A 13772-nucleotide genomic window follows, 5' to 3' on the forward strand; every position below is an offset into this window, starting at 1 on the left:
CATGGCCTGTTCTAGACGAAATTTATTACTCGGTGCTGGCGCGGTAATTTTTACTACTGGTGTTTCTAAAGTTGCCTTGGGTAAAAAATCATTAGTAGCAACGCAAGAAGATGGTGATAAACGCTACGGTATGGTTTTTGACGAAACCGCGTGTATTGGTTGTACTGCGTGTACAGATGCATGCCGTGAAACCAATAATGTACCAGAAGGTGTCTCTCGCTTAACAATTGAACGTAGCGCACCTATGGGTGAGTACCCAGACGTTGATTACACATTTACACGTGTATCTTGTCAGCATTGCGATAACGCCCCTTGTGTCACGGTTTGTCCGACGGGTGCATCGTATGTTGATCTTAAAACCGGCATTGTCGATGTGCATGGTGATAAGTGTGTCGGTTGTGGTTATTGCTTAGCGGCTTGCCCGTATAAAGTCCGATTCTTCCACCCAGAAACAAAATCTGCAGATAAGTGTAACTTCTGTCGTGATACCAATTTGAAAGCCGGTAAATTACCTGCTTGTGTCGAATCATGTCCGACTAAAGCACTGACCTTTGGTGATCTTAACGATCCGACGAGTGAGATAAATAAAGTGATTGCTAGCAATGCTGTTTATCGCTCGAAAGTAGCGTTAGGAACCGAGCCAAAACTGTATAAAGTGGCGGATACAAAAGGGGAGATAAAACGATGAATACATTTGTAAGTGCGTTTACGTTTGATTCATTGGTGTGGGACTGGATCATTGCGATATACCTGTTTTTAACTGGGATGTCGGCGGGTATGGTGCTCATTGCTATTCATTTGAAACGTAAGGTGATTGAAGGTAAAGCGTCTGCTAACGGTATTATCAAAGCAACGGCAATCTTAGCGCCGTTAGGGATTATATCAGGCTTAACGATTTTGATTTTTCACTTAACCAAGCCTTTAGCATTTTGGAAGATCCTCGTTTACTTTAACCCAACCTCAGTGATGTCGATGGGTGTGATCTTGTTCCAAGTTTATATGATTATTCTATTTACTTGGATTGCTGTGATGTTTAAAGATGAGTTAGCGACATTGCTGCAGAGGCTATTTAAAGGTCGTCTAGCTTTTGTTAATCCGATTGTAGACAAAATCGCTAGACTTGAGAATGCAGTAGAGCTATTGCTAGCACTGCTTGCGGTGATGCTAGCGGCTTATACTGGCTTCTTATTATCCGCATTGAAAACCTATCCGATGTTAAATAACCCTGTATTACCTGTGTTATTTATCTTCTCGAGTGTGTCTTCGGGTGCCGCGGCCTGCTTGTTGGTGGGTATTATTGGCTTTAAGGAGTCATTCCACAGTAAAAGTGTGCAATGGATCCACAGTATTGAACGCCCTGTAGTGGTGTTCGAGTTGTTTGTACTGCTGACGTTTTTTACTGGCCTTATCTTTGGTGGCGGTCAGAACGAAGCAGCAGCGATGGCGGCTATTGGCGGTGGGTTCTGGGCAACCTGGTTCTGGTACGGCGTCGTTGGCGCGGGTATGTTAGTGCCACTGGGACTTAACTTTTTTGTCCCCACTCAGGCGCAACATAACAAAGCCTTTGTATTGTTAGTCACCTCATTAAGCCTTATCGGTGTGTTAATGCTGCGTACATTTATCTTGTACGCAGGTCAGATGACAGTTGTCTAGTTAAAGCTTAGTTAAAAGTTGAGCCAAAAGGTTAGCTAACAATAAGTTAAGAGAGTTCGTTTGGGCTCTCTTGTTTTTGATACATAGTTTTCTATACATAATGGGTCCGTCTATGATCCCAGAAATGGCATTGTTTTCACTTATTCTAGGTACGTTGAGCGCGATGCTTGGCGTTGCTATTCCGTTGTTTGGTATTGTCACGAAACAACCACAGTTAAGCCGTTATTCATGGCTATTTAGTTATACTGCATTTATCGCAGTGACCACGTCTATTTGCCTACTTGCTTATAGTTTCACTGCTGACGATTTTTCCGTTAATTATATTGCCCAACATTCAAACTCCCAGTTACCGGTATTCTTTAAGATCGCCGCGGTATGGGGCGGGCATGAAGGTTCGTTGTTATTTTGGGTATTCTCGCTGTCATTATGGTCGGCGGCGATTGCGTTTGTAAATCGCAATCACAACCAAGCTTTTATCAGCCGAGTGTTAATTGTATTAAGTCTCTTAACCGCTGCGTTTGGTTTATTTACACTGTTAGGTTCGAATCCTTTTTCTCGCTTGTTTCCTGTACCTATGCAGGGACGAGACTTGCACCCTATGTTGCAAGATGTCGGTCTGATTTTTCATCCGCCCTTACTGTACTTAGGTTATGTTGGATTTTCAGGCGCGTTTGCTTTTGCCGTTGCAGCGTTAACCATGCCTGATATTAATATTCCTTGGCCACAATGGAGTCGGGCTTGGACGCTTGCTGCTTGGGTTATGCTAACCGGTGGTGTCGCGCTGGGTTCTTGGTGGGCTTATTATGAACTGGGCTGGGGCGGCTGGTGGTTCTGGGATCCGGTTGAAAATGCTTCTTTACTGCCTTGGCTAACGGGTACTGCATTGCTACATTCACTGATCGCCAGTGAGAAACGTCAGGTGTTGATTAACTGGAGCTTATTACTGTCTATTTTTACCTTTAGTTTAAGCTTATTGGGTACATTTGTCGTGCGTTCGGGGATCTTAACGTCAGTGCATGCATTTGCGGTCGACCCGACGCGCGGGCTGGTGCTGTTGGTGATCTTAGCCATTTGTGTGGTCGTGCCATTAACGTTATTTATGTTACAAAGTGACAAGATTAAACCGTTACAATTACGCAGTATTTTCAGCCGCGAAGTTGTGTTTTTAATTCTCAATGGTGTACTCGTCGTGACGACCTTGTCTGTGTTACTTGGTACTTTTTATCCGATGATATTCCAAGTATTTAATCTGGCGAGTATTTCGGTGGGTGTGCCTTACTTTAATACGGTATTCGTGCCCTTGGCATTATTATGTTTTGTATTAATGGTTGTGGCGCCTTTTATACATTGGCAGAAAACCAATTTTAACGGCATTCGTACAAAAGTGATATTAGTTTGGGTTTCTTCTGTTGTGATCGGTTCTGCAGCCAGTTACTTGTTTAATGAAACCTTGTCTTTGTATGTATTATTGGTACTGATACTGTGTGCCGCTATCGTTATGTCGACCTTGTTTGCTGGTGTGAGTATACGTCATTTAGGCATGACCATCGCGCATATCGGTATTGCTGTGACAGCCGTGGGCATACTCATCGTCAGTTACAATTCGACAGAAGTGAGTGCGAAAATGAGCCCTGGTAGTTCGGTTGAATTGGGTGATTTAACCATTAATTATATCGATACAGAATGGTTAGTTGCTGCTAATTATACCGCAGAGCAGGCATTATTAGAGGTTGTTGATAGTAAAGGCCATATCGTGCAATTGAAACCGCAAAGACGGCATTACCCTGTACGAGTCATGAACATGGGTGAACCAGCGATCCATTCAACTTGGTTACGAGATATTTATATCACGATGGGGGAAAAAATTGACCGCGATGCTTACGCTATTCGCATTCAAAACAAGCCATTTATTAATTGGCTATGGGCCGGCAGTATGATGATGATGCTTGGCGGTATGTTAGCGATAGGACAGCGTTATGGGAAATAAGAATAAGAAACTCACCTCTCATTTTAAACTAATGCTACCCAGTTTACTGGGGCTGCTATTTGTCGTAGCAATGATGTTTGCATTAACTGCTCAACAAGATCAAATAACACCGTCAGTCTTGGTGGGAAAGCCAATCCCAAGCTTTACTGCAAGTGATTTAGAGTCTGTTTTGATAGGTAACAGCGTGTTCCAAACCAATAATGACATATCACAAACTGACAAGCGCTTCACGCTGTTAAATGTCTGGGCTTCTTGGTGCGCAGTGTGTCAAAGCGAACATGATTTTTTGATGAAACTGGCAGTGCAAGATAATATACGTATTGTCGGATTAAATTATCGTGATGATAGAAGTGACGCGCGTAAGGTATTAAGTACGCTGGGGAGTCCTTATGTCGCGAATATCTTTGATCCCGATGGTAAGCTTGCCTTGGATATGGGGGTTACTGTGACACCAGAAACGTATCTGTTAGATAGCCAAGGTATAGTGCTGTTTCGTTATTCTGGCGCGTTGGATGAAAAGGTGTGGCAACATTACTTCAAGCCATTGATACAAAAGCTGTTAAATAACAAAACATCATAAAGAGGTTGTGAATGAAATTGTCATCGTTGTATTTCTGTTTTATCACCTTGTTTTTTGCGTTGCCTTTAGCTGCGGAATCAACACTGTTGGTGGATGTATTTGAGTTTAATTCTGTTGAGACACAAAGCCGAGCGATTAATTTGGCGCGTCAGTTACGCTGTCCTCAATGTCAGAATCAAAACCTCATGGAATCTAATTCACCCATTGCTAAGGACTTGCGCTTAACTGTTTATTTGATGGTGAATAAAGGTGACGGTGATGCAAAAGTAATTGATTATATGACGAATCGTTTCGGCGACATGGTGTTGTATAAACCAAAATTTGAACCGAGGACCTACGTACTTTGGCTTGGGCCTGTGTTTTTTATAGGGTTGTTTGGCTGGTTAGGTTATCGGAAAGTCAAAGGGTCGATTGTGAATTGAGTTGGTCTTAGATAAGTTTGATATGTAGCTAACAATCCAATGTTAATAACATCGGGCTGTTAGCTAGCATTTTAACGAGTGAAACCTAGTTAGATACTGATTTACTAGCGGTTTTTTCTAGCACTATGATAAGCACGATAGCTGCAAGCATAGCAACAATCGCATAGGCTAATAATGCCGGTTGTCCTGTCACTTGTTCAAAACTAAAAGGTGAAAGGTTGCGTTCTAGCAATGGCACTTCAAGGCCACTTGAATTTGTACGCCACGTGAGTGTTTCTTTCCACGGCCATACTTTACCCAGTGTCCCGATCATTAATCCGGTTAAAAACGTCAGCGCGATATCGCGATAGTGTTTTAGTACCCATGTCAGTACGTGCGAGAACGTTAGAATACCAATGGCACAACCAGAGGCGAAAGTCGCCAAGGTCACGATGTCGAAAGATTTCGCAGCAGCAAGAATCGGTGTATACATACCTAACATAAGTAAAATGAAGCTACCTGAGATACCTGGTAAGATCATTGCACAAATCGCGATTGAGCCAGCAAGTAAGATATTAATCGAGGTAGGTTCAAGATTAAGCGGTTGCAGTACGGTAATACTATAAGCAAAACCAATACCAGCGATGACTGCAGCAAAGCGACTGACTTTCCAAAACGCCACTTGTTTGAACATGTGGTTTACCGAAATGATAATTAAACCGAAGAAGAAAGACCACAGTGGAATAGGATGGGTGTTGAGCATCCAAGTGATCACTCGTGCTAGCGTAAAGATACTCGTTAGGATACCCGCCAGTAACACAATCAAGAATGTACCGTTTACATAATCAAACGCGGCTTTTAGACCATCTTTACGGATCATACCGATAAGACGGGGTGTAATACGGCTAATACTACCCAGCAGCGTATCGTAAATACCGGTGATGAAAGCGATAGTACCGCCTGAAACACCTGGTACTACGTCCGCGGCACCCATTGCCATACCTTTTAGAAAGGTCGAAACTTTACTCATGATTTTCCATCTACTTTATTGATTAAAGGATAAATTTGACCGCATTATAAACTGTTTGAGTGAAAAAAATGTCATTACAGTAAATACTTTTTTGTATTTACAGTAAATACTTTTTTGTATTTACTGTAAATAATGCTCAGGTCATTCCTAAAATAGAATCACCTTTCTAATTTGTTCATCATTTTGAATGCCAACTTTAATCATTCATTTAGTGTTTAGCATCAAGAGTCACAGTTATTAGCGTTATTTATTCTCAATTGTGATTGCAACTAAATATTTAATAATATTGTATATTAAATGTCATATTCTTCACTTAACCTCAGATCCGTTAAAATAACAATCAAAGGATTTGATGTGAATATACTCAAAAATGTAATAACAGCAACTTGCCTCACTTGTGTAATGAGCGCTTCGGCACTTGCAGATAGCGATATTTACCTTACTAATAACTCCAACCAGGCCATGTCTATTCAAGTTAACCACACTGGTTCAGATTTACTTGAAGAAGGCGCAGAATGGCAACAACACGTACAGACACTAAAACCGTGGGAAACCAAAATAGTGTTAAGTTTTAACCGTTGGGAAGGCATAAAATCAGGCGATAACTACCAGTTTGAAACGTTAGTGACCAATGAAAATGGTGAGTCGCTGTCTTTATTGCAACAAGTGAAAGGATATTGGTATAAGTCGTCACTCGAACACGGCGCCAGTGCCAATGATGTCGGGTTAAGTTGGGCGGATGATCGCGATACTTACCGCTACTTATCTCAATATAATAGTAATAGTACAAGTACTGAAATTGCATTTAAAGCCAGTGCTACGGGGCGCTATGACGATATACATTACACTATCACGCCACAAAAAATAGATGAGCAACCAGAACATGATGCCAACGCGCTGAAAGTGATGTCATATAATGTATGGGCGCTGCCAGTGATAGCGTCGCATATAGGCGACCGTTTACAGGAAATACCTGAGCATGTGAAAGGTTATGATGTAGTGATGCTGCAGGAAGTATTTGCTGTTGGTCGTGATGCATTTTTACGAGACTTAGCCAAAGAGTATCCATATCAAACCAAGATGTTGGATAAATCAGGTGCAAATATTTACGACGGAGGAGTCACGATTGTGAGTCGCTATCCTATTGTTAACGAAGGGCAATATGTTTACCCTGACTGCTCAGGTACCGATTGCTTTGCTGATAAAGGCGTTAACTATGCTGAAGTAATTAAAAATGGTAAGGCTTATCACGTATTTGCTACGCACACCGCGTCGTTTGACACTGATACTGCACGTGATTATCGTCAGCGCCAATTCCGTCAGATCCGTGAATTTGCTCATACTCAAAATATACCTGTCACAGATACCGTTGTTTATGGTGGTGATTTCAATGTGAATAAACGTAAATTTCCAACAGATTATCAACAGATGTTTGCGAATTTAAGTGCGAATGAACCGGAGTATGCGGGATATACAGAGTCAACATTTGACCCTCGCATCAATGCCTTTGCTGGTAGTGCCTTATCGGGTGGTGAAAATATTGAATACCTTGATTATATCGTCGTAAGTAATGAATTTGCGCAACGCAGTGAAAACATAAACACAGTGAAGGTACCTCGTACTACGGTCGCTAGTTTATGGAAACATTGGAATTTGTCTGATCATTTCCCTGTTAAAGCGGAGCTCCGTTAATGCGGGTTCGGTTATTTTTGGTAAGCGTTGCTTTTGCTGGCAGCGTTTATTTTTTCATCTCGAATGAAAATGAACTGAATGCGGAGAGAGAGACTGTTGTAGTCACTTCGCCGAGTCATCAATCAAAATCGTTGGTCATTAACCCGTCAATAGCAACGACAGTCGAACTACAACGCAAGGAGCAGAAGGAAGCCGTTGTTAATACCGAGGTATCTGAACAAGATAGTTTATTACAAGAGGCGAGAGGGCAAGCGTTAATGACCGCGTTAACGTCGTTTTGGAAACTGTGCAATCAACGGCATAATTGCGATGAAATGCTCGTTCAGCAACAGTTAATGTTGACGGAACGTCGCTATCAATTATTACGTAATTTCCCTGTAAATCAACAAGAAGAACTACGCTTGATGGGGGAGTCATTCACCAGCCAAAATGCCACATTGGCCGACAAAGTGGCCAACGTTAAAGCGATACGAGAGCTGGTATGGGGTATTGATGCCAGGCTATTGTTTGAAGAACAAGCTGCTTATTATAATTACAGGTTATCGTTAGTTGAATCGAACAATCTACTCAGCCAAGCTCAAAACGCTGAGGAGTTTATACAAGCCTATAATGCAATGTTAGAAGCACAGAGCGATGATTTGTTATCGTTTGGTCTTGATTCTGAAGAAGCTAAATATGAAGAAGCTGTCAGGTTAATACCGACATCAATTTTAAACAATGAAGCTGCAGATATTAAGGCTAAACTTGCGACGCAGTATTTAACCCCTGAAAAGCAGCAAGATATAGCGAACAGAGCGAATCAAGTTGAACAGCAACAACAAGAAGTGATGAGTTACCAGCAGGGTTTATATGAATTAGAGCGGACACTTGCAAATGAACGGCTGACGACCAAAAAAATGCTGAGTGATGAACAATGGCAAACCTATACAGCAGGGCAGTTATATCGCTACCGATTAGCTTTTTTTGGTGCTTAAATGACATGTTGGAATAATATGAGCCAATAATGATGTCGAACGATGATTGGCTCATATTGAGATGAATAGCTTAACTATTGGTCGTGGCTAGCCTCTTTTTTATCTAGTTCACTGAAGTCGATACCACGTTCAATTGCAAATGCACGCATTGCCCGTAGGTTGGTTGCATTTGCCGAGAGATGTGAAGCTACCGTACGTAATAGACTTGCTGCGACCATTGCATCATTTTCGATTACGGCGATTAACTCACTTGCTCCGATACGCAAAAATACACAGTCTTCTATTGCGATTAAATCTAGCAGTCGTGGTGAGTCATGAATAACGGCTAAGTCACCAATTAATCGCCCTGGTAAAATTTCAGTTACTAGGCGCTGTTCGACTGCTGTTGCTGGCCAGTATAGACCCGCAGACCCCTTAACACAGAGATAAGCTGCATCTGCTTCTTCTCCAGCACTAAAAATGGCTTGTCCTGGTTTTGCTTTGTACCACTGTGCACTAAATGCCAGTAGACGCTGTTGTTTTAGATCCAGCTGACCAAACAAATCTGTCTCTCCAATTACGCGTAATTTACGTTTTAGATCCTGACGGGCATCATCATCTTCTGGTTGATCTTGACGGGCAATACCATCAATACGGCCATCGACAATTTCAACGAATAAGTCGTAGCTTTCTGGGCTCAGAAAGTGATTTTCAATAAAGATCTGCGTGCTATCTGGCATTAATTCACTAATACGTCGTCGCGTAAGCGCACGTGCATCACCTTCGTGGCTAGCGAGTGCATTCCTTAGAATTAGGATATCAGGCTTTTTGATGCCTGCTCGGCTAAATGCTAAACGCTCCCTGAAGATTGCAGGCAGGTTTTCTCCGCCTTGTGTCGTCGCCACATCATATAAAGACTGTGCGACTAATCTTCTTAAACCATGTTCTTTTAAGACATCGACAATAACATCTTCAATTAATTTTTCTCGTGCACCAGCTGTACTTGAAATACGGCCAAAAATGGCATTACCAAGCACGGACATAACAGGGAAGTATTCCTGTGGGTCTATGGGTTTAAATAGGCCATCTAATTTTGCCACCATTTCGTGGGCACTCTTCATGCGAATTTGTAAGATCCGTTGTTTGAATAAATCGGTGAACGATGGACCAATTTGTTCGGCAGAAAAGGCAAAGGGTACGGTCAACATTAAGGCAAAATCTTCAGCCGATAAGCCACTTTGGCCGACTAAACGGCGTTTTGCTACGATGACTCTAAGTTGATGATAAAGATCTTCGTCCATATTCAAACGGCGAAATAGTGGGTGGTCAGTACCATCAGTGCCAAACGTTTCTGTGAGGCCTTCGATGAGGTTGGCGGACATGTGCGCTAAATAGTCCGCAATGCCTTCATCTTGTAGCATTTGCACAAAGTTATCTTCTTGTGACAAGCTTAGTTGCGTAAGCATTTTGGTAGGCACTGCATAGAGTAAATTGCTGCCCAGCGGCGAGACTGGATTGAACTTTTCAGGATCAAAGGTATGTACAATGTCATCAAGTCCCGCTTTGGCCAATCGTTTGGCTATTTCAGGTCGTAACTGCACAATAGCTTCTACTAGTTCGCTTTGTGTATCAGGATCAAGTCGTGAGCGTAAGCCTCGGCGCACAATGAGATCGTCGGTACCCATGGCTTCAACTAATTGGAACCACCAATCTTTGATCTCATCGTATGACTGAAAGCCAGCTGTTTTTGGGACAACCCAATTCGACTTAAATGGATCTACGCTGTTACCAGAACGGGCAGATTCGAGTTGCCAATCAGTGACATCAACGGAAATATCGGCATCCAGAATAGGCTGGTAATTAAACGGCATCAACAGGTTTTCACCAAGCGTGCCTTTAAAAATATACGGTTTGGAATTGGCATAACCGATACGATTGGCAACCACTGTCTGATGTAAACCATTCATCTCATTTCCGGCTATCGTCAGTGACCCGCGATATGGAATAACCTCACGTGTTAACAAATCTGCAAAAGCGAGGGCGCTAGACTCATTATTGGTCTTAATGGCAACACGGGCACCTTTGGGAATAGTTAGGTTAATATCTTCTAAAATAGCATGGCCATCTTCATCACGTACGGTAATTTTTTTAAGTTCTATATCGCCGTTAAGGCTGGTCTCGGTATCTGGTTCGCCATCAAATAAAGTATCGTCAACTAATGTTTTTGATGAGAATCGTTCGGTGACGACTTCCCAGCGTAGCGCCATGTCTTGAGTTTGGTTGTAATAAGTCAGCAATTCTTTCCAGGGTGATGATAGATCTTTGTACGCTGCTAACGCGGCAACGAGCGCGCCGACAGTGATCTCGCCTTGAATCGCTAAATAGCCACCAACTGAGTAGAAAAAGAAGGGGGTTAATTGGTTAATGAAGTTGTTCAGGAACTTCATGAAGAATTTCTTTTGGTAAATTTCGAAGCGGATACCGAACAGTTTACCTAAACGATTGGAAAATAATGACAGTCGATGACGTACCCCACCGTTAGTTCGAATATCACTGACGCCAGCAGCTGTTTCACCAATATCAGCTGCTAGTTTACGAATTTCTTGAATTCTGGCTTTATTGAGTAAGTTAATCTGACGTTGTAACTTAGGGATTATCCATGCTTGTAATGGGATCAGGGTGATGGATGCGAGGCCAAACCAGAAACTTTGCGCAAATAAGAAGGCAAGGATAGTAAGCATTTGTCCTGTTTGTAGAATCGGGCGTGAGAGCATATCGCCCATTAATGATCCCATCGGCTCTGCTTCCGATGTCACCATAGATACTAGCTCACCCTGGCTAGTCGTGCGGAAATATGAGCGAGGAAATCTTAAAATTCGGGTAACCATTTGAAAACGAAAGCGCCTTAATAAACGTTCAGCTAACACACCTTTCATGGTGTTTAACTTCATCTTCAATAAGCCATTGGCTAATACAGCAACTAAGAAACCAACACAAAGCACCATCAAAAATTCGGTCTGACTGAGAAGCACACCGAGTACCGTGACATCTTCACCTGTGCCGCCAATGGCATCGTTGATTATGCGTTTAGGGAGTTCCAGCGATACATAGAGGATCGGAAAGGTTAGCAGGGTGATAGCCGATAAAATCAACTGATTACGTTTTGAATATTTCCAGATAAACTGAAAAAGGCTCTTTTCCATTTTCGATCTCCTCTTGATGGGTTATTTATGAAAATGTTAATAAGTCAAATTCTATGCCAGATTCTATACGAAGAGTGTCAACAAGAATAGTCGATCTTCGATAACAGTAACCATTCGATTAGATCTAACGAGGTAAATGTTTTTACTTGCATCCCTTAAGGAGTGCTTTAAGGGCGGTGAGTGGTTTTATTGATATTTTTCACACGTTTGTTAATTTTTATTCTTTTTGATCATATTTTTTATGAATTTAATTTTTTATTAATTATATTTTAATACTATTTTCAGGTTTATTTAAATCCTTAATGTTAATTTTAAGTTGCATTAAATAACAGCAGCTTAAGTTAGTTGCCCGTATTTTTTGCGTTCTTTTTATAGTGATATTAAGGAATAGGATTTCATGAATAAAAAATATTTTAAAATGAGTTATGTAGCTTTAGTTGTGGCATCAGGCTTGGCTAATGCAAGCCCCATTATTGGCGTCGATGATGCTTACTTTACCGGGGCTGATGAATATTTTGTTGTTGATCCAAGAACTGCGTGTGACATTTTCAATCAGAAGGTCAGTTATATTAATAATGCACTTGGGGGGATTGATGATACGGCTCATATTGATAATCTCTGCCGAACAGTTCGTATTAATGATGGGCAGATTGAAGACTCATATAATCTAACCACTGTTAATGGTGCTTACGCTCATGGCAGTAGTAGCTATCCGATTACAGAGCAAATAGATGTCGCACGTACTATCGACATACTTATGTTTTCACAATCAAATAAAACAGACTACGTACTTATTGTTAATGGCTCAATTGATGTAAGCAAACAACAGGCCGTTTGGGGGGGCGTTGTAGAGTGGAATGATGAAAATGTACTGCCATTCTTTTGGTATCGTGAAGGGTATCTAGGGCAGGTTTTTCATGGCAATTCCCAGTTCAATTATATGTCTGGTGAATCAGAATATAAAATGTCGAAAAAAAGGGCTGAATCAGAATCAAACAATACGAATGAGATTGAGCGTTTAACATGGAAATACTTATCGGAGACCTGTGAAAATGGGGATCTAAATGCGTATTGTATTCCTCAAGGGTATAAATTTGGAGATCAATTTATTAACACCGAAACATATCCGTCATCAACGAATGCAAATGGTAAAACGGTTGATATTGCTAATAGTACGTCCTTTAGTTTTGACATTTCAGGTAGTTTTGAAGCGAGTAAATCTGATGGACCTTCTGCAGGTTTAAGCGTCGGTTTTGGTTTTTCTAAAACAAAGGAGTCATCTCAAACCCATGATGTAATGACGTTAACATCGGTAGGCCAAGGTAACGATGTAGGTACCAAGGTTACGCAAAGAATTAATACTCTTGCACTGGGTAATGCGGCTGATAATTATCAGGCTAGTGGTGATAGTTGGAACCGAGTGGTGAACGCCGCCGAGATCTGGGGTGAAGATCTTTATCGTAGTTATCCATTAGACAGCTATGAAGCGTGGCAAGAAAATTACACTTCTGATCGACGTTCTTGTAAATCACAAGCGATCATCTTTGGTAATTCATTAACTATCGCGCGAACACATTTAAATATGTATGGCGGGAGTTGGAAAATCCAAGATGAAGATATCAAAACGGTGGAATCTAACTACGGCGTGACAATTGATACTAAATGTACCGTTGATGATAATGGTCAAACATTCCGTGTCATGCAAGATACATTATTATAAGAAGGAGAGCGAGATGAATTTATTTAACAATACGCTTGCTGTATGCATGATTGCATTTACAGCGGGTGTAAATGCAACAAGTCTAGAATCAGTTAATGCGCAAGATAATGGTGTTTTTCGGGCTATGGAGGAATTACAGGTTAATAACATTAAACCGCGAAATGGCAGTGTCGAACAAGACGTTAATGCGGATATCTTATTCCTAGATAGCGGTATGATTAAAGCAGATGAGTTAACTAAAGATATGCTGTCTAAATATAACGCGATGGTTATCATTGGTGACAAATCACATAATAAAACACTAATGATAAATATTTTTGGTTTTGGTATTGAACGTGATGTGATTGTTATTAGTAATATCCATGATTTAAAGACCAGAGAGGTTAATACTTATAATGTCGGTGTGGATACGGCTGATATTACGGTTGCAACAGTGTTGTCTAATGTGATTATAAAATATATTGCTAAGTAATGATGTGATAATTTAATTGTGTATAAAACCACTGCTTGCAGTGGTTTTATTTTAAATGAATTAATGAATATTTAAAGGGTA

General features: G+C 41.2%; 11 protein-coding genes. 9 read left to right on the forward strand and 2 right to left on the reverse strand.

Features of this window, described 5'->3' with window-relative positions:
• Nucleotide 1 precedes the first annotated feature (1 nt).
• From nrfC to FR932_RS05445, 5 genes are all read left to right on the forward strand, one after another.
• The gene (gene nrfC, locus FR932_RS05425; protein WP_019439864.1) at nucleotides 2-688 is read left to right on the forward strand and encodes a cytochrome c nitrite reductase Fe-S protein; all 687 of its coding nucleotides are present in this window, start codon (nucleotides 2-4) and stop codon (nucleotides 686-688) included.
• On the forward strand, nucleotides 685-1653 hold the full coding sequence (gene nrfD, locus FR932_RS05430; protein WP_019439863.1) for a cytochrome c nitrite reductase subunit NrfD: 969 nt from the start codon (nucleotides 685-687) through the stop codon (nucleotides 1651-1653). Before nrfC ends, nrfD begins: the two co-directional genes overlap by 4 nt.
• A gap of 112 nt (nucleotides 1654-1765) precedes the next feature.
• Complete coding sequence (locus tag FR932_RS05435; protein WP_019439862.1) at nucleotides 1766-3640, forward strand: heme lyase CcmF/NrfE family subunit; 1875 nt, start codon at nucleotides 1766-1768, stop codon at nucleotides 3638-3640.
• Nucleotides 3630-4220, forward strand: a complete 591-nt coding sequence (locus FR932_RS05440) for a DsbE family thiol:disulfide interchange protein (protein ID WP_019439861.1) — start codon at nucleotides 3630-3632, stop codon at nucleotides 4218-4220. The genes FR932_RS05435 and FR932_RS05440 overlap by 11 nt, the downstream gene beginning before the upstream one ends.
• Nucleotides 4221-4231: 11 nt before the next feature.
• On the forward strand, nucleotides 4232-4642 hold the full coding sequence (locus FR932_RS05445; RefSeq protein WP_019439860.1) for a cytochrome c-type biogenesis protein: 411 nt from the start codon (nucleotides 4232-4234) through the stop codon (nucleotides 4640-4642).
• Nucleotides 4643-4727: 85 nt separating this feature from the next.
• Here the strand turns inward: FR932_RS05445 and FR932_RS05450 are convergent, their stop codons facing one another.
• Complete coding sequence (locus FR932_RS05450) at nucleotides 4728-5651, reverse strand: polyprenyl-phosphate transporter (RefSeq protein WP_019439859.1); 924 nt, start codon at nucleotides 5649-5651, stop codon at nucleotides 4728-4730.
• 354 nt (nucleotides 5652-6005) lie between these two features.
• Here FR932_RS05450 and FR932_RS05455 point away from each other — a divergent pair, with 354 nt between their 5' ends.
• Together FR932_RS05455 and FR932_RS05460 are read left to right on the forward strand one after the other, a co-directional pair.
• Nucleotides 6006-7343: a sphingomyelin phosphodiesterase gene (locus FR932_RS05455; protein ID WP_019628791.1), complete on the forward strand. Its 1338-nt coding sequence runs from the start codon at nucleotides 6006-6008 to the stop codon at nucleotides 7341-7343.
• Nucleotides 7343-8317 (forward strand): hypothetical protein, encoded by a 975-nt coding sequence (locus FR932_RS05460; RefSeq protein WP_019439857.1) that lies wholly within the window; start codon nucleotides 7343-7345, stop codon nucleotides 8315-8317. Before FR932_RS05455 ends, FR932_RS05460 begins: the two co-directional genes overlap by 1 nt.
• A 74-nt stretch (nucleotides 8318-8391) precedes the next feature.
• On the opposite strand, the gene FR932_RS05465 is transcribed toward FR932_RS05460, so the two are convergent.
• Entirely contained in the window at nucleotides 8392-11499 is a 3108-nt protein-coding gene (locus FR932_RS05465) for an ABC transporter transmembrane domain-containing protein (protein WP_019439856.1), read from the reverse strand.
• Nucleotides 11500-11896: 397 nt separating this feature from the next.
• On the opposite strand from FR932_RS05465, the gene FR932_RS05470 reads away from it, so the two are divergent.
• A complete protein-coding gene (locus FR932_RS05470; protein WP_019439855.1) occupies nucleotides 11897-13219 on the forward strand; it encodes a hypothetical protein in 1323 nt (440 codons plus the stop codon).
• Nucleotides 13220-13232: 13 nt separating this feature from the next.
• Complete coding sequence (locus FR932_RS05475) at nucleotides 13233-13691, forward strand: hypothetical protein (RefSeq protein ID WP_019439854.1); 459 nt, start codon at nucleotides 13233-13235, stop codon at nucleotides 13689-13691.
• Nucleotides 13692-13772: the final 81 nt, after the last annotated feature.

It is taken from the genome of Moritella marina ATCC 15381 (assembly GCF_008931805.1).
Taxonomy (GTDB): Bacteria; Pseudomonadota; Gammaproteobacteria; order Enterobacterales; family Moritellaceae; genus Moritella; species Moritella marina.

Bases quoted from the DNA above. Each gene is read 5' to 3' on its own strand.
- nrfC (WP_019439864.1), top strand. From the start codon at position 2: ATGGCCTGTTCTAGACGAAATTTATTACTCGGTGCTGGCGCGGTAATT.
- FR932_RS05435 (WP_019439862.1), top strand. From the start codon at position 1,766: ATGATCCCAGAAATGGCATTGTTTTCACTTATTCTAGGTACGTTGAGC.
- FR932_RS05445 (WP_019439860.1), top strand. From the start codon at position 4,232: ATGAAATTGTCATCGTTGTATTTCTGTTTTATCACCTTGTTTTTTGCG.
- FR932_RS05460 (WP_019439857.1), top strand. From the start codon at position 7,343: ATGCGGGTTCGGTTATTTTTGGTAAGCGTTGCTTTTGCTGGCAGCGTT.
- nrfD (WP_019439863.1), top strand. From the start codon at position 685: ATGAATACATTTGTAAGTGCGTTTACGTTTGATTCATTGGTGTGGGAC.
- FR932_RS05450 (WP_019439859.1), bottom strand. From the start codon at position 5,651: ATGAGTAAAGTTTCGACCTTTCTAAAAGGTATGGCAATGGGTGCCGCG.
- FR932_RS05470 (WP_019439855.1), top strand. From the start codon at position 11,897: ATGAATAAAAAATATTTTAAAATGAGTTATGTAGCTTTAGTTGTGGCA.
- FR932_RS05465 (WP_019439856.1), bottom strand. From the start codon at position 11,499: ATGGAAAAGAGCCTTTTTCAGTTTATCTGGAAATATTCAAAACGTAAT.
- FR932_RS05440 (WP_019439861.1), top strand. From the start codon at position 3,630: ATGGGAAATAAGAATAAGAAACTCACCTCTCATTTTAAACTAATGCTA.
- FR932_RS05475 (WP_019439854.1), top strand. From the start codon at position 13,233: ATGAATTTATTTAACAATACGCTTGCTGTATGCATGATTGCATTTACA.